Below are 17354 nucleotides of genomic sequence, written 5' to 3'. Positions count from 1 at the left end.
CGTTTCTGCCGCCCGGAAGTGCGCGGCGTCGCGCAGGTCCTCCAGGAGCATGACGCCCGACATCGTCACCACGGTGTCCAGCTCGGGGTACCGGGGGAGTGCCCCCGTCCCCTCCCGCGCCCTGCCCGGAACGGATCGAACGACGGCACGCACGCCACCGGCGGGCCCCGCCCCGCGGCCCTGTGCAAGGGGCATGTGCCACGGGCATGACGCGTCGCAGGGCCGCCAGAGGGGACTCCGCGTATCCCTCCCGTTCCCCGAGCGGCTACCGTGTCCTGGGAACCCGTCGGGTCGAGGACATGGGCTGATGGGGAGTGGAGGGCGTGGTGACCGGAACGGAGGAGCCCGGCGTGCGGCTGCCGCAGCTGAAGCTGGACGAGCTGCTGGAGGAGCTGCAGGCCAGGATCGACGCGGCTCGTGGTACCCGGGACCGGGTGCACAGCCTGCTGGAGGCGGTCCTCTCCGTCGGCCGCGAGCTGGAGCTGGAGCAGGTCCTGCACTCCATCGTGGAGGCCGCGGCCGCCCTGGTCGACGCCGAGTACGCGGCGCTGGGCGTCATCGGCCCCGACGGCACGACCCTCGCCGCGTTCCACACCGTGGGCCTGTCCGAGGACCGCATCCGGGAGATAGGCCCCTTCCCCGAGGGCCACGGCATCCTCGGCGAGCTGATCCGCCACCCGGAGCCCCTGCGCCTGTCGAAGCTGTCCGCGCACCCGGCGTCGTACGGCTTCCCGCCCGGACACCCGCCGATGAACACCTTCCTCGGCGTCCCGATCCGCGTCCGCGACCAGGTCTTCGGCAACCTGTACCTCACCGAGAAGCGCGGTGGGATCGACTTCGACGAGGAGGACGAGTCGGTCCTCGCCACGCTCGCCGTCGCCGCGGGCGTCGCCATCGACAACGCCCGCCTCTACGAGGACTCCCGGCTGCGCGAACGCTGGCTGATGGCCAACGCCGAGATCAGCCGCAGCCTGATGTCCGGCAGCGAACGCGCCGAGGCGCTGGACCTGATCGCCGAACGCGCCCGCGAGATCACCGGCTCGGCCCTCGCCGCCGTCGCGATGCCGATGCCGGACACCGAGGCGCTCGGTGTGGAGATCGCCGTGGGTGCCCAGGCCGAGGCCCACCGCGGCCTCGTACTGCCCCTCGACCACAGCCTCATGGGCCTGGCCTTCACCACGGCGGCCCCGGTCACCAGCGACGACGTCTCCCACGACGACCGCGTCTGCCAGGAACCGCCGCGCTTCGACGGCCTCGGCCCCGCCGTCGCCGTCCCCATCGGCACCGGCGAGGGCGGCGCCCGCGGTGTGGTCCTGCTGGCGCGCGCGAGCGACCAGCCGGCGTTCTCCGACAAGGAGACCGAGAGGCTGCACGGCTTCGCCGCGCAGGCCGCCATCGCCATGGAGCTGGCCCAGCGCCGGCAGGCCGCCCAGCAGATCGCCCTCCTTGAGGACCGTGACCGCATCGCCCGGGACCTGCACGACCTCGCCATCCAGCGCCTGTTCGCCACCGGTATGACCCTGCAGAGCGCGGGCCGCTTCATCGAGCACCCCGAGGCCTCCGAACGGGTCCTGCGCGCCGTGGACGACCTGGACGAGACCATAAAGATCATCCGCTCGACCATCTTCGGGCTGCGCGCCCGCGAGGGCACCGCCGCGGGCGGCCTGCGCGCCCGCGTCGTCAGGGCGGCCGGCGAGGCGGCCCCGGTGCTGGGCTTCACGCCCAGCGTGCGCATGGAGGGCCTGGTCGACACCGACGTACCGGGCGAGATCGCCGACCACGTGATCGCCGTGCTCTCCGAGTCCCTCACCAACGTCGCCCGGCACTCCCACGCCGACCGCGCCGAGGTGCTGCTCGCCACCGACGGCCGCGAGGTGTGCCTGCGGGTCCGTGACAACGGCGTCGGCATCCCCTCCGGCGGCCGCCGCAGCGGGCTGCGCAACATGGCGGAGCGCGCGGAGCGGCTCGGCGGCGGGCTCGAAGTGGGCGAGAGCGAAGGGGGCGGGGCCACACTGGAGTGGCGGGTCCCGCTGCCCTCGTCGTAGGCCCGGGTCCTCCGGGACCGGCGGGCACCCGGTCGGGTCCGGTCGGCCCATGACACCGGCCGGGCGGCGACCACAGGCTGAACGTGCCAGGCGGCACCAGAGCCCCGGGAGGAAGCCATGGACGGCACTCCGACCACCGTGCGCGACGTGATGACCCGCAGGGTGCTCGCCCTGCGCACCGGCGCGGGCTTCAAGGACATCGTCCAGGCGATGCGCGAGTGGCGGGTCGGCGCGGTGCCGGTGCTGGACGACGCCGGACACGTCGTCGGCGTCGTCTCCGAGGCGGATCTGCTGCCCAAGGAGGAGTACCGCGACAGCGACCTCGACCGTTACGGCAGGACGCGGCACCTCGCCGAGCTGACCAAGGCCGAGGCGGCGAGCGCGGAAGAGCTGATGACCACCCCGGCGGTCACGGTGCCCCCGGACGCCACCCTCGGGCACGCCGCGCGCGTCATGGCCCGCGCCCGCGTCAAGCAGCTCCCGGTGGTGGACCCCGAGGGCACCCTGCTCGGCATCGTCAGCCGTTCCGACCTGCTCAAGGTGTTCCTGCGCGGCGACGGGGACATCGCCGACGAGGTCGCCGGCGACGTCGTCGCCCGGCTCTTCGGCGCAGAAGCGGCCGGGATCCGGGTGGAGGTGCACGATGGTGTCGTGACGCTTCGCGGCCGGGTCCGGGAGACCGCCCTCGTGCCGCTCGCCGCGCGCCTCGCCCGGGCCGTGCCCGGCGTGGTGGACGTGCGGTGTGCGCTGGCCGGACCGCCGCGCCACCCGGATCTGGACCCGGACCTGCCGGACGCCGAGTCGGCCCGCACCCGCTGAGGGGCCGCCGACGCGAGAGGAGGCGGTGACGATGTCACGGACACCTGCCACGACGGTCAGGCCGGTACGGCTGTGGCGGTGGCGGCGCAATCCGCTGCGGAGGCACAGCGACGTCGTCGAGGCGTGGATCGTCCTCGCCGCCTGGGTGCTCGTCCTGGTCTGCGGCGTCCTCGCCGGGTTGCTCGCGGCCCAGGCGTCCGCCGAGTCCTACGCGGCCCGGCTCGCCCGGGTGCACCCCGTCTCGGCGGTCCTCACCGATCAGGCCGCCCCGCCCCCGGCCGTCGGCACCGGGTACGACGACGGACGGGTGTGGGCCATGGTGCGCTGGACCGACCCGGACGGCTCGGTGCACACCGACCGGGCGAAGGTCGTGCCCGGCGCCCCCGCGGGAAGCAGCGTCACGGTCTGGGCCGACCAAGCCGACCACGTCGTCGCCCCGCCCGTCACCGGCGCCTCGGCCGACCTCCAGGCGGCCCTCACCGGCGTCCTCGTCGGTCCCTCGGCCGGCGCGGCGGTCTGGTGCGCGGGCTGGCTGGTGCGCAACCGGCTCATCCGGCGCCGGATGGCCGAGTGGGACGAGGAGTGGAAGCAGATAGGGCCGCGCTGGGGGAACCTCAGCGGAGGCCGGGGCTGAGGGGCGGCCGACGTCTCGGGCACGGCGACAGGGCGGCTGCTCGGCCCTCGACCAGGGCGGCTGCTCGGCCCTCTGGAGTGCGGCGGCCACGGCCCTCAGCTCTCCGTCAGATAGCAGTCCACCCCCACGACGCCCTCCACTCCCCGCACCATCCGCACCGCGAGCGGGATCAGCGTCTCGTCCGTGACCTTCCCCGTCAGCGTCACCACCCCGTCGACCACGACGACGTGCAGCGGCTCGACCGGTGCCGGGAACAGCACGTCCAGCACCTCGCGCCGGATCTCGTCGGCCAGCTCGCGGTCCTCGCGCAGGAACACCTTGAGCAGATCGCCCCGGCTGACCACGCCCTCCAGCACGCCCTCCGCCGTCACCACCGGCAGCCGCTTGACGCGCTTGAGCGCCATGATGCGCGCCGCCTCGGCGAGCGTGGCGTCGGCGCGCACGCTGATCGCGGGCGTGCTCATCACCTCCTCCGCGGTCACCGCCCCGGCCTTGGCCAGGTCGCCCAGCCTGCGCCGCTGGGTCATCCGGTCGGGATCGCTGTCCCGGAACTCCTCCTTGGGCAGCAGATCCGCCTCGGAGACCACGCCGACCACCCGGCCGTCGCCCTCCAGCACCGGCAGGGCGCTGACGTTCCACTGCTCCATCCGCGCCACGATGTCCTTGAACAGGGCCGTACGCCCGACCGCCACCACGGCGCGCGTCATCACGTCGCCCACCCGGTGGGGGCTGCCGGTCGGTGGCTCCTGGCCGGGCGGCCGGGCGGTCACTTGGCGCTCCCGCTGCCATAGGGGGCGTAGAGGTCGAGCAGCCGGACGCGGGAGGCGTGCAGCCGCTGGGCGACCACGCGACCGACCCAGAGGGCGATCGCCCGCCCGAACTCCGGGTCCTCGTCGCACAGCGCGAGTACGGGGCCGGCGTCGAACTCCCAGGCCCGCACGGGGCTCATCGCCTCGGCACCCAGCTGCCAGATGTGCGGCGGGAAGTGCCAGGACCAGCCGACCAGTTCGCCGTGGCCGAGCGTCTCGATGACGGCGGGGCGGCGGCCGGGCACGCGCAGGTCCAGGGCGATGGTGCCGGTGCGCACGATCCAGAAGCGGTCGGCGCGCCGTCCCTCCTCGAAGAGCCGCGCCCCGGCCTCGAAGGAGACCTCACGGGCGAGGCTCATCAGGCGATCGCGCTGTACGGGTTCGAGCGCCGTGGTCATGGTGGTGGCGGAGGTCATCGCACCGGCTCCCTTCCTGGGGTGGTGTTCCCAGCGTGGGTGCGAGCGCCCGGCGCCGCCACAGGTCGCCCGGACCCCGCGCGGGGCCTTTCGGCCCACGTGCAGGCCCGCACGGGCTCACGTGCGGGCTCGGGCGGGTGCGGACGCGGGAGACGTGCGGGCTCCCGCACCATCCGGGCACCCGGTGTACGCGTACTGCGGACGGGGGAGCCGGGTGGGCATGGGACGGGGCGGGAAGGGCCACCCACTTCTCGCGGATCCTGATTGCGCGGTGCGCGGCTGCCGGCCGCTTCTCCGCGTCTCAACGGCTCTTCCCGCCATCCCCAGCACACCACGAGAACCGCCCGCGCACCAGTGCCGTCCGGCACCGGACCTCCGGCAAGAGGGCCGGACGGCCCCATCCACGCACCGCCCCGATGGCGCACCATGGAGGACAAGCGTACGGGGATATAAACACGCAAACCCGTCAAGGGGGCGTGGAGCGGAGAAGAGAGGCTGAGAGCATGGTCTTCGCATCGTGGACCACCCCCGGGGTCTTCACCGGCCGGGGCGGCGCCCGCACCGTCGAGGCGGGCATCCTCACCGGCGACCTGACCGTCCACACCACCTGGGACGGCCGCAAGGCCGATGTGTCGGTGCAGTACAGCGGCACCTCCCAGTGGTTCACGCTCAGCGGCAGCCCGGTGCCCTGCCGCTCCGAGCGCGGTAGCCGGGACCTGCACCAGGAGGTGGTCGAGTCGATCAGGGCCGGCGCCGAGGCCACCGTCCCGCGGACGCACCAGACCGCCACCTCCTAGCGACGGCTCACGCGTCCAGCGCCGCCTCCACGCTCGGGTAGCAGCCGATCAGGCCGGTGAGCCCGACCATCTCCAGGGTGCGCAGCACCGGTCTGCGCACCCCGGCCAGGCGCAGCCAGCCGGCCGGCTCATGGGCCTGGTGGGCGGCGATGAGGACGTTGATGCCGCTGGAGTCCATGAACCCGACCCCGGCGAGGTCGGCGATCGTGCGGGGCACGTCCAGGGTGTCCGCGGGCATCAGCACGCGGCACAGCGTGCCCGCGGTCCGGTGGTCGACCTCACCGGTCACGGTCACGACGACGGCCCCGTCGAGCGGGGCGCGATCGACCGTCAGCCCGCCCGGTTCCAGCGGTTCGTCGGTGCTCACACTGTCTGTCACACGTACCTCGGCCTGCTCGAAGGTCCCTGTTCCGCGGTCTTGGGTGGTCCCTGCCCGGACCCCCGTTCACCGGCCGCCTGCCCCGGATTCCCCCGACGATGCCGGACCGGTGCCGCCCGGCAGCGGCTCCCGGCGCTCCAGCCATTCCCGCGGTACGGCCCCCACGCCGGTGCGCGCGGCCACGATGCCGCCGGCGATGGCACACGTGGTGTCGACGTCGCCGAACCCCTCCGCCGTGCTCCACAGGGCGGACACCAGGTCGTCGTGATGCCGGGCCGCGCACCACACGGCGAACGGCACCGTGTCGTCGGCGCGGATCCGCTGCCCGTTGCCGAGCAGGTCCGAGGCGCGCCACGGCTCGGTGGCGAAGGGCACCTCGGCGGCGCGGGCCAGCCCGTCCCGGACCGTGCCGTCGGGGGTCAGGGCCGCCACCTCGGCGACGGTCAGCGACCCCCGCGCGGACAGCGCGGCCGCGACCGCGACGGCGACCGCTCCGGCCACGCCCTCGGGGTGGGCGTGGGTGACCTCCGCGGATCGCCTCGCCTCCGCCACCACCCGGGGGAGGCTGCCGTGGAAGAACGCGCCCAGCGGCGCCACCCGCATGGCCGCCCCGTTGCCGAGACTGCCCTCCCCGCCGAACAGCTCGCATGCCAACTCCCGCCACTGATCGGGTAGTTCGCGCAGCCGCGGCAGCAACTGGTGCATGCCGTGGCCGTAACCCCGCGCGGGATCGGCGGCGTAGCCGAGCGCGAAGGCCAGGGCCAGCTCGCGTGGGCGTACCTCGCCGTGTTCGTCCAGCACCCGCAGCAGGGCGAGGGCCATCGCCGTGTCGTCGGTCCAGTGCCACGGCGACTCCTCGGGGGCGCGCCGGTCGCGTATCTCCCGCAGGGCCCGGCGAGGTTCGCGAAAGAGCGGGAACCAGCGTTCGCCGAAGGCGTCGCCGAGCGCCAGGCCCTCCAGGCTGCGGCGGGCGGCGGTCCGATCCGTGGTCGCGGTCATGGTCGGCGATTCTCCCTCGCGGGTCACAGCGGAGTGGCGGTGCGCAGCAGGAACAGCAGGGTGAGCGCCGAGTTGGCCGAGAACATCGCGGACAGGGCGGCGCCGGTGGCCGCGGTCCACACCGCGAGGCCGACCGTCGTGAACAGGGACGGCCAGGCGCGCGTCGCCGGGGCCGGTCCCAGCAGGGCGGCGACCCGGCGGGGGAGCGGGCCGGGCGCGGCGAGCTCGGGCAGCGTCGGCGCGGGCGCCGGCCGGGCGGAGGCCAGCGCCGCCCTGCCGATCGCGTGGGCCACGATCCTGCGACTGCCCACGGCCCGCGCGGCGTCCTCGTCGGCCCACCGCTCCGCCGTGTACGCCACCGCCGTGCGCAGCGGCAGCAGGAACGGGTTGGCGCAGGCGGCCAGTTGCACCAGCAGCAGATGACGGTGGTGCCGGGCGGCGAGATGGGCCCGCTCGTGTGCGAACAGCGCGCGCCGCTCCCGGGAGGCCAGGGCCCCGAGCATGCCGGTGGACACCACGACCCGGTCCCGCCGCCCGCCCGGCAGCGCGTAGGCGTACGGCGCCGGGTGCGGCAGCACCGCCACCTCCGTGCGCGGTAACCCGGCGAGCGCCCGGTGGGCCCGCCGCCGTACCCGCACATGACGCGTCAGCGTGCGGCAGCCCGCGGCGACGACCGCGAACAGCGCGGGAATCGCGGCCTTGCCCGCGATCTCGTGCCGGGGCACGCTTTCGCGCACCTCCGGATCGGACCAGCCGTCCGGCAGCGGATTGCCCGGCAGTTGGGCGGTGCCGACCACCATCAGCAGGGCCAGGCACACCGTGCTGCACAGCGCCATCACGGTGGAAACCGAGGTCAGCAGCACGGTCGCGGTGCGCGGGTGCAGCCGCTGCTCGGCCAGCCGGGCGATCGGCCAGGCGGTCAGCGGCAGGACCAGGGGCAGGAAGACGAAGATTCCCATGCGCGGTCAGCCGTCGCCGGATTCCAGCAGTTCGCGCAGCAGGCGCTCGTCGCCCTCCGGCAGCGCGGTGACGAAGCTGGCGAGCACTGCCCGCCGGTCCTGTTCCCCGTCCAGGACCCGGCGCATCTTCAGCGCGGCGAGTCCCGCCTCGTCCGCGGCCGGCAGCCATACGAAGGAGCGCCCCTCGCGCCTGCGGGTGACGGCGTTCTTCGCCAGCAGCCGGCCGAGGACCGTCATCACGGTCGTATAGGCGAGCCCGGCGGCCAGATGGTCCCGCACCCAGCCCGCGGTCACCGGACCGCCGGCCTCGTGCAGCGCCCCGAGCACCCGTGTCTCCAACGCCCCCTGCGCCCTGCGCCGACGGTGCGTGTCCGGCTCCGCCACCCGTGATCCCCCTTCCAGCCTGCCGCTCTCGTGCCTCGCCCCCTCGCTGCCGAAGGAGCGTCACATCGTACAGAGCCGAGATGCGCCCTCTTCCCTCTACAGTGTTGTAGATTCGCGTCGGCGAACCGGTGAGGGCGACGAGACCAAGGGAGCGGACCCGTGTCGGTCAACCTGAGCAAGGGTCAGCGGATCAGCCTCGACAAGGCGGAGGGCGGCGCGCTGAACGCCGTGCGGATGGGCCTGGGCTGGCGGGCCGTACCACGCAAGGGGTTCCTGGCCAGACTGGCCGGCACCCGGGAGATCGACCTGGACGCCTCCGCCCTGCTGTTCGCGGGCGGGCGACTCGCGGACGTCGTCTTCTTCCGCCATCTGGCGAGCGACGACGGTTCGGTACGTCACCTCGGCGACAACCTCGTCGGCGGCGCGGGCGCCGGGAGCGACGACGAGGTCATCCTGGTGGACCTGGCGCGCGTCCCCGGCCACGTCGACCAGATCGTGTTCACCGTCAACTCCTTCACGGGCCAGACCTTCGACGAGGTGCGGGACGCCTTCTGCCGCCTCGTCGACGAGCGGACCGGCGAGGAACTCGCCCGCTACACCCTCGGCGGCGGCGGCGCGTACACGGCGCAGATCATGGCGAAGCTCCACCGCGCGGGCGGGGGCTGGCAGTTGCAGGCCCTCGGCGAACCGGCCTCGGGACGCACCTTCCAGGACCTGCTGCCCGCGATCTCCGCCCATCTGTGAACTCTCTGAACGTGGAACCGGTGAGGGGCGGAACTCGTTGATCATCATGGACACGGTCTCCCGCGGCGGCCCTGGAGGACATGCATGAGCGCGACCCTGGCCAAGGGCGGCAACGTGTCGCTGAGCAGGCAGGCCCCGGGGCTGACTGCCGTGACGGTCGGGCTGGGCTGGCAGGCCGGGACCGGCGACGAGTTGGACGCGGGCGCGTTGCTCTGCGACGGCTCCGGCAGGGTGCTGTCCGACGACCACGTCGTCTTCCACGACCACCCGGACAGCCCCGACGGCTCGGTCCGGCACTCCGGCCGGGGCGGACCCGTCGGCGGGGACGACCAGCGGATCCGGATCGACCTCACCCGGGTCCCGGACGCCGTGGAGAAGGTCGTCTTCCCGGTGTGCCTGAACGGAGCGGCGGGACGCGGTCACGCCTTCGGACCGGTGCGGTGCGCCCGCATCCGCGTCCTCGACGAGGACGGCGGCACCGAACTGGCCCGCTACGAACTGACCGGGGCGGCCCTCGCGAACGAGACGGCACTGGTCCTCGGCGAGCTGTACCGGCACGGCGCGGAGTGGAAGTTCCGCGCGGTGGGCCAGGGTTACGCCGCGGGCCTCGCGGGCCTCGCGAGCGACTACGGGGTGGAGGTGCTGCGGGAGTCGGCGCGTGAACCGGCGTCGGGGCCCGAGACGGCTCCGGGGCCGGGGCTGATGCCGGTGTCCGACCCGGCGCCCCGGAAGCCCCCGGATCCGTTCGTCGCCTCCGCACCGCCCGTCCCGCAGGCCGTGCCCGCACCGCCCGTCACCCCCGCGTCCGCCGTGTCCCCGCCGTCCCCCGGGAGTTCCCCCGTGATCTGTTTCTTCGACCCCGACCACGGACCGGGCGTGGTGACCGTGACCTGGTTCCCGCAGTGGGGCGTGCCCCGCCCCGTCCAGACGTGCGGCGGCTGCGCCCAGCGGGTGCAGACCACGGTGCCGCCCTTCTACACCCCGCCCCAGCAGGGCTACCCCCAGCCGGTACCGCAGGGCCACGCGCCGCAGGGCCGTCCCCCACAGGGTTATCCGCAGCCGGGATACGCCCAGCCGTACGACGACCGTCACCACGACCACCACCACGGGCACCAAGAGCACGGCGGCGGCCGCCGGTTCGGCGCGGGCGCGCTCATCGGCGCCGGTGCGGCCGGACTCATCGGCGGCGCGCTGCTGAACGAGGCGTTCGACGACGACGAGCCGGACGTCGTCAACAACTTCTACGAGGAGTGACACCCGCCGCCTCGCGCGGGTGGTCCGTACTCCCCGACCCGGCGGCGGGTTCGGACCGCCGGAGCGACCGGACGCCTACACTGGGTCGGCGCATCTGCGTCGGCAGTGCTGAGGGCGGGGACGGGAGAAGGTCGTGACGGACATCGCCGGGGGCTACGACGATCCGCCCGCCGAGGTGCTGACCGAGGCCGCCGCCGCGTTCGGGCTGCTCGCCTCCTCCGCCCGGCTCCATCTGATGTGGGCCCTGTCACAGGGTGAGAGCGATGTCACACACCTCGCCGACCGGGTGGGCGGCGCGCTGCCCGCGGTCAGCCAGCACCTGGCCAAGCTGAAGCTCGCCGGGCTCGTCCGCTCCCGCCGCGAGGGCAGGCGGCAGGTGTACTACATCGGCGATCCGGACGTCGTGACCCTCGTCCGCGTGATGGTCGGCCAGCTCACCGCCCGCGCCCAGCACGCCGCCATGCCCGTTCGCCGGCTGCACGGGATCGGCGGCTGAGCGTCACCGCACCTTCCGGCCACCGGGCAGCCGGTCCGGGTAAGAGCCTCCACCTGTACGCTCCGCTCACAGACGGGGCGCGTAAACTCCGGCTGCCGTACCACCTCGCCCGGGCCCTTCGGTGCGATGAGGTGCCTCACCTGTGAATCTCGTGTGCATCCCTGCTGCTCCGGGCCATTTGTTTGTTAGATTGCGCAACTACGCAATCGAGGTGGGGCGGCACGTCACCGCCTCGTACACCACCGCGCACGCCCGGCCGCAGCGTCGACGGCCCGGCCCGACCGTTCAGGGGAGTGGGAGATGAGCGACCCGTGGGACGGGCCGGCCGGCCAGGCCACACGCCGCCGCGACCGGCGGGTGCCCGGCCAGCGGGCGCCCGAGCCGGACGCGCCACGTTCCGAGGCGCCACGCGCTGACGAGGCCCGCCCCCAGGGTGGCCGGGCCGCGGCTCGCGCGGCGGCGCGCTCCCGCGGTGGAAAACGTGCCCGCAGGGCCCGCCCGGCGCCGCGCGGCAAGCGCGTGCTGAAGACCGCCGCGATATCCCTGTCGACGCTCATCGTGATCACCGCCGGCGCGGGCTGGTGGTTCTACGAGCACTTGAACGGCAACATCCACAGCCTCTCCCTCGACGGCAAGGGCGGCACCGAGAAGGCCGACGCCTTCGGCCGCACCCCGATCAACATCCTGGTGATGGGCTCGGACGGGCGCACCAACGCGGCGGACTGCAAGCTCGGCGGCGGCTGCTCCCACACCGGGGTGCAGACCGGCAGCAACGCGGACGTGGAGATGGTGGTGCACATATCCGCCGACCGCTCCAACGCCACCGTGATGAGCATCCCGCGCGACACCATGACGCAGGTCCCGGCCTGCAAGAACACCGAGAACGGCCAGTCCACCCCGGGTTACTTCGGCCAGATCAACAGCGCCCTCCAGTACGGCCCCGCCTGCCAGGTGGCGACCGTCCACCAGCTCACCGGCATCCCCATCGACCACTTCGTCAAGCTCGACTTCTCCGGCGTGGTCAAGATGTCCGACGCGGTCGGCGGCGTCCCCGTGTGCGTCAGCGACAACGTCTACGACACCTACTCGCACCTGAAGCTGTCCAAGGGCACCCACACGCTCAAGGGGGTCGCGGCCCTGGAGTTCGTCCGCTCCCGGCACGGTTTCGGCGACGGCAGCGACCTGGGGCGCACGATCTCCCAGCACATCTTCCTCAGCTCGATGATCCGCAAGTTCAAGAGCGCGGGCACGCTCACCGACCCCGGCGCGGTCTACGATCTCGCGGACGCCGCCACCAAGGCGCTCACCGTGGACGACGGGCTCGGCACGGTGAAGAAGCTGATCGCGCTCGCCTCGGACGTGAACAAGGTCCCCACCAAGCGGATGACCTTCACCACCATGCAGACGGCGGCCGACCCGTCCGACGACAACCGTGTGGTGGTCGGCCCCGGCGCCAAGACGCTCTTCGCCACCATCGCCAACGACCAGTCCCTGACCACCGGGTCCGGCGGCAAGAGCGCGGCGGCCTCCGCCACCAAGAAGGCCACCACGCCGAGCGTGCCCGCCGCGCAGATCGCCGTGACGGTCGAGAACGGCACCGCCGTCACCGGCCGCGCCTCCGCCATCGCCACCGCGCTCACCGACCAGGGCTTCGGCTCCGGTACGACCACGGCCAACGCGCCGAGCCCGGCGGCGACCACCACGCTGACCTACGGCGACGGGCAGAAGGGCGCCGCCCAGACGGTCGCCAAGGCGCTCGGCCTGTCCGGCGCGCATCTCAAGCAGGGCACCGGCACCGGCCTGACCCTGGTCATCGGGGGCGACTGGACCAGCGGCACCACCTTCCCCGGCGGCTCCGCAGGACCCGCCGACACCAAGACGGCCGTCTCCAACGCCCATGCCTCCACGGCCGACCAGGCCAAGGCGTGCGCCAAGGTCAGCGCGTACAGGACGGTCACGCTCAACGGGGTGCCCATGACGCCGTCCGAGGCGTACGCGGAGGCCCGGAACAAGCCGGACTCCGACTCCTGAGCCCCGGTGCCGTCAGACGGGCCGCTGCGAGGCCGCCGCGTCGGGACGCAGGTCCGCGAGGGTGAGGGGGTGCGCCGGCGGATCGGGCAGCGCGATGCGGGAGGTGACGTCGAGACGGCGGTCCACGTGCAGCAGTTCGCCGGGTGCGAGCAGCCGCCAGCGCGGGTCCTCGTCCATGGGCTCGCTGGCCACGACGGCGGAGGAGAGGTCGGCCAGCGCCGCCGAGCGCACCCGCAGCCGCCCGTGCCGGCCGGTGTGGTCGAGATGGCGTGAGCCGTGACGGCCGCCGGCCGGCCGCTCCAGGACGTACAGCTCATGGGTATCCGGATAGCGCAGGGCCCACAGTTCGCCGGCCGTCACGAGGATGACGTTCAGCGCGAACAGCGGCAGGTTCCGGGCGACCCACCGGGCCGCGGCCACGAGCCCCGCCGACACATCGCCGCCGTGTGCCTCGGTCTCCCGGGTGACGAGGGCGAAGAACCGCTCGGAGTCGGTGTCGCCGCGCACCAGGGCACGGTCCTCGCCCAGGTGACGGTCGAGCAGGTCGAGTCCCTCGATCACCCCGTTGTGCGCCAACAGGCGGCCCCGCTGCTCGAAGGGGTGGGTGTTGCGCACGTCCAGGCCGCCCGTCGAGGCGTACCGGATGTGCGCGAGGAAGGTGGCGGACTCCACGTCCCGGGCCTCCTCGGCGAAGGCGCGGTCCTCGTACGCGGCGATCGGCGCCTTGTGCACCTCGGGTGTGCCGTCGGCCGCGTAGTACCCGAGCCCGGTGCCGTCCGGCTCCCGGTGGCTCTGCGCGCTGAGGCTGTCGGGCGCCTCCAGCAGCCAGAAGGTGGCACGGGTGCGCCGGGGAGCGCTGGTCAGCCCGAACAAGCGGCACACAGGGTCCTCCGAGCAGACGGCGGCTCCGAACAAAGGGTCAACTCGTTCATACCCCAGGCAAAAGGAAGATACCGGTAGGCCACGGGCCGCGGCGCCCGGTCCGACGTCGCGCTGAACCCGCAGTGGGCGGCCGTGACCGACGAGTCGCGCCGGGCGGTGAACCTGAACGGCTGGACGCTGTCGGACACACCTATACCTTCCGCCACTACTCCCTCGGCGCGCGCGCCACGGTCCGCGTCCACACCGGCGCCGGTCGCCACCTCTGGTCCGACCCGTTCCAGGACCGCCGCTCCCAGGTCTGGGACAACTCGGACACCGCCAGGCTGCGCGACGACCGCGGCCGCCTCGTCGACCAGGTCTCCTGGAACCGGCACCGCACCACGACCCACCCGCGCCGGACGGACGGCCACCGCCACTGATCCCGGTCCCGACCGGCTGAGGCGAACGGTGCGGGCGGCGCGCGGACCCTCCGGGGCGGGGCGTCGCCCGCTCGGCGTGACGCGTGACGGCGGGTCCTCGGCGCGGCAGCCGGTCAGAGCACGGACTCCAGCGCCTGTTCGAAGGTCGGATGACGGAAGGTGAAGCCCGCCTTCAGCAGGGCCGTCGGGACGACACGCGCACTGCAGGTGATGCTCGTCGCGAACTCGCCGAGTGCCGCGCGGAGTGCGAAGGCGGGGACCGGCGCGAGGGCCGGGCGGTGCAGGACGCGGCCCAGAGCCTGGGTGACCTCGCGGTTCGTCGGCGGCTCGGGAGCCGTGAAGTTCACGGGACCCGACAGCGCGTCGGTGTCGAGGGCGAAGCGCAGGGCCGCGACATGGTCGGTCAGGGAGATGAACGGCCAGTACTGGTCCCCGGACCCGAGCCGCCCGCCGAGGCCCAGCCGGAACAACGGCAGCATCTTCCCGAAGGCGCCGCCCTCGCCCGCGACCACCAGCCCGGTCCGCGGGTGCACCACCCGGATTCCCGCCTCCCGCGCCGGTCCGGCCGCGGCCTCCCACTCGACACAGACGGACGCCAGGAAATCGCTCCCGGCCGGCGCGCTCTCGTCCACGATCCGGCTGCCGGTGTCCCCGTAGTACCCGGTCGCGGACGAGGACACCAGCACACGCGGCGGCACGGCCGCGCCGGCGCACGCCCGCGCGATGGTCTGGGTGCCGCGCACCCGGCTGTCCCGGATCTCCCGCTTGTACGAGGCGGTCCACCGCCTGTCCCCGATCCCGGCTCCCGCCAGGTGCACCACCGCCTCCGCCCCCTGAAGCGCGGCCTCACCCCCGGCCGGGTCCCAGGGCGCCACCTCACTGCCGTCGCGCGGACCGGCGGACGGGGCGCCGCGGACGAGCCGGACGACCTGATGCCCGTCGTCCAGGAGCGAGCGGACAAGGGCGGAACCGATGAGTCCGTTGGACCCGGTGACCGCGACGCGCATGAGGACCTCCAGGGGCGGTGGTGATGAGGTGGTGCGCTCTCTCTCCTGATTCAAGCCTGAAACGGACCGGTTCGCGCCGCCTCCCCTCCCGCCCGCGCTCAGGCGCCGGCGACCGGCCGGGCCGCGCATCCCGCCGTGTACGAGCCGGCCTCGCGCGCGGCCCGCTCGGCGTCGCCTGCGCGAATCGCCTCCACGAGCCCCGCGTGATCCTGGTACCGCTCGGGCGACAACTCGTCGCGGAAGTGGTCGAGCAGCGACTCGCGGATCACCTCGCCCAGGTCCGCGTGCAGTCCGATCAGCACCATGTTGTGGGAGGCGGCGACGACGGCCAGGTGGAAGGCGGCGTCGGCGTCCACGAAGACGATCCGGTCACCGGACGACCACGCCCGCTCCCGCTGGGCGAGCGCGACTTCGAGCCGGCGCAGGTCGTCCGCGGTGTGCCTGACGGCGGCCAGACGTGCCGCCCGTGTCTCCAGGGCGCCGCGCGCCTCGCTCACGTCATCGGCGGGCGCCTCGGCGAAACGGGCCCGCATCACCCCGGCCAACTCGCTGGTCGCCCGGACGTAGGTGCCCGAGCCGTGCCGGGTCTCCAGCAGCCCGGTATGGGCGAGCGCCCGCACGGCCTCGCGCACGGTGTTGCGCGCCACCCCGAGTCGCTCGACCAGCTCCGGCTCACTGGGAATCCGCGTCCCCACCGGCCACACACCGGAGGCGACCTGGCGCCGCAGCCGGTCGATCACCTGGTCGGACAGCGCTTCGCGACGGACACGCTCAAGGCTCATCCCTTGATTCTACGAGGACTCACTGGACGTCGGGTCATCCCATGAGTCAACATGAGCGCATGGTGAGTGAGGGGCGGACGAGTCGACAGGGCCTACGCGTCGACGAGGACGCGGGGGCGGGCTCGGGGGCGCGTCCGCTGGCGGTCCTGGCCGTCGTCATGGCGGCGCTGAACCTGCGCCCGGCGGTCACCGGCCTGGGCCCCGTTTTCGAAGAGGTGCGCACCTCGCTCGCCATGAGCGGCACCGTCGCGGGGCTGCTGACGTCCCTTCCCGCCGCCTGTTTCGCGGCGATCGGCTTCGCCGCGCCGCGGTTGGCCCGGCGCCTCGGCCCGAGCGGCGCCGTCCTGGCCGGCTCCGTGGTGCTGGCGCTCGGCCTCGCCCTGCGTCCGCTCGCCATGGACGCCACGCTGTTCGTCGTGCTCAGCGCCGTCGCGCTCGCCGGAATCGCCATCGTCAACGTGCTGCTTCCGGCCGTGGTCAAGCAGCGGTTCCCGGACCGGGTCGGCGCGATGACAGGTCTGTACTCCATGGCGCTGAACGCCGGCGCCTCCAGTGCCGCCGCGGTCACGGTCCCGGTGACCCGGGCGTTCGGCGGTGACTGGCGATGCGGGCTCGGGGCCTGGGCCGTGCTCGCCGTACTGGCCGTACCGCCCTGGCTCGGACTGGCCCGTCGCCGTGCGCGGGTCGCCGGTCCGCGCGCGGACGTGCCGCCGCGCACGGCATCGGCCGACGTCCGCCTCACCCGCGATCCGACGGCCTGGGCGCTCACCGCCTACTTCGGTCTCCAGGCCAGTGCCGCGTACATCCTCATCGGCTGGCTGCCGCAGATCTTCCGTGACGCGGGCCTCTCGGCCGAGACCGCCGGACTGCTGTTCTCCGTGACCTCGCTGCTGGGCGTCCCGCTGTCCTTCGTGCTGTCCGCCGTCGCCGGGCGACTTCGCGGCCAGAGCGGCATCGCGGTCTGCGTCAGCGGGTGCGGCCTGGCCGGCTTCGCCGGACTGTGGGCCGCGCCGGCCGCCGCGCCCTGGCTCTGGGCCGCGCTGCTCGGCGTGGCCAACTGCTCCTTTCCGCTGGCCCTGACGATGATCGGCATGCGCGGCCGGGACGGGGGCACCGTCGCCCGTCTATCCGGCTTCGTACAGAGCTTCGGCTACCTGCTGTCGATCCCCGGGCCCGTCGTCGTCGGCGTCCTCTATCAGCATTCCGGCGGCTGGCGGACCCCTCTGGTGTTCGTGATGGCGCTGACGGTCGTGCAGTCGGGAGCCGGGCTGCTGGCCGGCCGTGACCGCCAGGTGGGCTGACACCATGTCACCCCTCGCACGTGCCGAACCGTCCCCGCTGAGGGCGCGAAGCCGCTCTGCGCGCCCTGCCCGGCCGGGCGAACCGGTCCCCTTCGATCACCTGCGTCCCTGCCTCCCCAACGGCCCGTGGAGACCCGGTCGCAGAGGGGGTGTGGGGTAGGGTACGGGCTGTTTGGTTTAACGTTCAGCTTGAGGAG

The 17354-nt window shown here is 73.7% G+C and carries 19 protein-coding genes and 1 pseudogene; 10 read left to right on the top strand and 10 right to left on the bottom strand.

The features are described 5' to 3' along the window. Positions 1–99: pseudogene (locus ACWDD7_RS31035) on the bottom strand (oxidoreductase); the annotation flags it as partial. A 227-nt stretch (positions 100–326) separates the two neighbouring features. Here ACWDD7_RS31035 and ACWDD7_RS31030 point away from each other — a divergent pair. The 3 genes from ACWDD7_RS31030 (at position 327) to ACWDD7_RS31020 (ending at position 3498) form a co-directional block, all read left to right on the top strand. Beyond that, complete coding sequence (locus ACWDD7_RS31030) at positions 327–2045, top strand: sensor histidine kinase (RefSeq protein ID WP_450459845.1); 1719 nt, start codon at positions 327–329, stop codon at positions 2043–2045. A gap of 117 nt (positions 2046–2162) precedes the next feature. Beyond that, the gene (locus ACWDD7_RS31025) at positions 2163–2864 is read left to right on the top strand and encodes a CBS domain-containing protein (protein WP_351873483.1); all 702 of its coding nucleotides are present in this window, start codon (positions 2163–2165) and stop codon (positions 2862–2864) included. Between the two features lie 31 nt (positions 2865–2895). Beyond that, positions 2896–3498 (top strand): Rv1733c family protein, encoded by a 603-nt coding sequence (locus tag ACWDD7_RS31020; RefSeq protein ID WP_450459842.1) that lies wholly within the window; start codon positions 2896–2898, stop codon positions 3496–3498. A gap of 95 nt (positions 3499–3593) precedes the next feature. On the opposite strand, the gene ACWDD7_RS31015 is transcribed toward ACWDD7_RS31020, so the two are convergent. Both ACWDD7_RS31015 and ACWDD7_RS31010 read right to left on the bottom strand, forming a co-directional pair. Then, a complete protein-coding gene (locus ACWDD7_RS31015) occupies positions 3594–4205 on the bottom strand; it encodes a CBS domain-containing protein (RefSeq protein ID WP_351873555.1) in 612 nt (203 codons plus the stop codon). Positions 4206–4264: 59 nt separating this feature from the next. Beyond that, positions 4265–4723, bottom strand: a complete 459-nt coding sequence (locus ACWDD7_RS31010; RefSeq protein WP_351873478.1) for a cyclic nucleotide-binding domain-containing protein — start codon at positions 4721–4723, stop codon at positions 4265–4267. A gap of 503 nt (positions 4724–5226) precedes the next feature. Here ACWDD7_RS31010 and ACWDD7_RS31005 point away from each other — a divergent pair. Continuing rightward, on the top strand, positions 5227–5520 hold the full coding sequence (locus ACWDD7_RS31005; RefSeq protein ID WP_351873476.1) for a hypothetical protein: 294 nt from the start codon (positions 5227–5229) through the stop codon (positions 5518–5520). Between the two features lie 7 nt (positions 5521–5527). On the opposite strand, the gene ACWDD7_RS31000 is transcribed toward ACWDD7_RS31005, so the two are convergent. The 4 genes from ACWDD7_RS31000 to ACWDD7_RS30985 form a co-directional block, all read right to left on the bottom strand. Beyond that, a complete protein-coding gene (locus tag ACWDD7_RS31000) occupies positions 5528–5899 on the bottom strand; it encodes an STAS domain-containing protein (RefSeq protein WP_450459841.1) in 372 nt (123 codons plus the stop codon). Positions 5900–5965: 66 nt separating this feature from the next. Beyond that, positions 5966–6898, bottom strand: coding sequence for an ADP-ribosylglycohydrolase family protein (locus tag ACWDD7_RS30995; protein ID WP_450459840.1), 933 nt, complete (start codon positions 6896–6898; stop codon positions 5966–5968). Between the two features lie 23 nt (positions 6899–6921). After that, positions 6922–7857, bottom strand: a complete 936-nt coding sequence (locus ACWDD7_RS30990; RefSeq protein WP_450459839.1) for a M56 family metallopeptidase — start codon at positions 7855–7857, stop codon at positions 6922–6924. Between the two features lie 6 nt (positions 7858–7863). Next, positions 7864–8241 carry a BlaI/MecI/CopY family transcriptional regulator gene (locus ACWDD7_RS30985; protein WP_450459838.1) on the bottom strand — a complete coding sequence of 126 codons (378 nt, stop codon included), beginning with the start codon at positions 8239–8241 and terminating at the stop codon, positions 7864–7866. A 159-nt stretch (positions 8242–8400) separates the two neighbouring features. On the opposite strand from ACWDD7_RS30985, the gene ACWDD7_RS30980 reads away from it, so the two are divergent. The 4 genes from ACWDD7_RS30980 (at position 8401) to ACWDD7_RS30965 (ending at position 12766) form a co-directional block, all read left to right on the top strand. Next, positions 8401–8985 carry a TerD family protein gene (locus ACWDD7_RS30980; protein ID WP_351873463.1) on the top strand — a complete coding sequence of 195 codons (585 nt, stop codon included), beginning with the start codon at positions 8401–8403 and terminating at the stop codon, positions 8983–8985. Positions 8986–9069: 84 nt separating this feature from the next. Further along, positions 9070–10239, top strand: a complete 1170-nt coding sequence (locus ACWDD7_RS30975) for a TerD family protein (RefSeq protein WP_450459837.1) — start codon at positions 9070–9072, stop codon at positions 10237–10239. 133 nt (positions 10240–10372) lie between these two features. Further along, the gene (locus tag ACWDD7_RS30970) at positions 10373–10735 is read left to right on the top strand and encodes an ArsR/SmtB family transcription factor (protein ID WP_450459836.1); all 363 of its coding nucleotides are present in this window, start codon (positions 10373–10375) and stop codon (positions 10733–10735) included. Positions 10736–11035: 300 nt separating this feature from the next. Next, positions 11036–12766, top strand: coding sequence for an LCP family protein (locus ACWDD7_RS30965; RefSeq protein WP_450459835.1), 1731 nt, complete (start codon positions 11036–11038; stop codon positions 12764–12766). Between the two features lie 12 nt (positions 12767–12778). Here the strand turns inward: ACWDD7_RS30965 and ACWDD7_RS30960 are convergent, their stop codons facing one another. After that, positions 12779–13648, bottom strand: a complete 870-nt coding sequence (locus ACWDD7_RS30960; RefSeq protein WP_351870261.1) for a class II glutamine amidotransferase — start codon at positions 13646–13648, stop codon at positions 12779–12781. A 122-nt stretch (positions 13649–13770) separates the two neighbouring features. On the opposite strand from ACWDD7_RS30960, the gene ACWDD7_RS30955 reads away from it, so the two are divergent. Continuing rightward, complete coding sequence (locus tag ACWDD7_RS30955; RefSeq protein WP_450459834.1) at positions 13771–14067, top strand: lamin tail domain-containing protein; 297 nt, start codon at positions 13771–13773, stop codon at positions 14065–14067. 113 nt (positions 14068–14180) lie between these two features. Here ACWDD7_RS30955 and ACWDD7_RS30950 read toward each other — a convergent pair whose 3' ends face one another. Together ACWDD7_RS30950 and ACWDD7_RS30945 are read right to left on the bottom strand one after the other, a co-directional pair. Further along, complete coding sequence (locus ACWDD7_RS30950; protein ID WP_351870257.1) at positions 14181–15074, bottom strand: TIGR01777 family oxidoreductase; 894 nt, start codon at positions 15072–15074, stop codon at positions 14181–14183. 98 nt (positions 15075–15172) lie between these two features. Then, entirely contained in the window at positions 15173–15856 is a 684-nt protein-coding gene (locus ACWDD7_RS30945; protein WP_450459833.1) for a FadR/GntR family transcriptional regulator, read from the bottom strand. Positions 15857–15915: 59 nt separating this feature from the next. Here ACWDD7_RS30945 and ACWDD7_RS30940 point away from each other — a divergent pair, with 59 nt between their 5' ends. Next, positions 15916–17157, top strand: a complete 1242-nt coding sequence (locus ACWDD7_RS30940) for a CynX/NimT family MFS transporter (RefSeq protein WP_450459832.1) — start codon at positions 15916–15918, stop codon at positions 17155–17157. The last annotated feature ends 197 nt before the right edge of the window (positions 17158–17354 follow it).

Source organism: Streptomyces sp. NPDC001056, from assembly GCF_053598955.1.
Note: the sequence above shows the minus strand (reverse complement) of the source record. Positions and strands in the feature narration are given on the sequence as shown.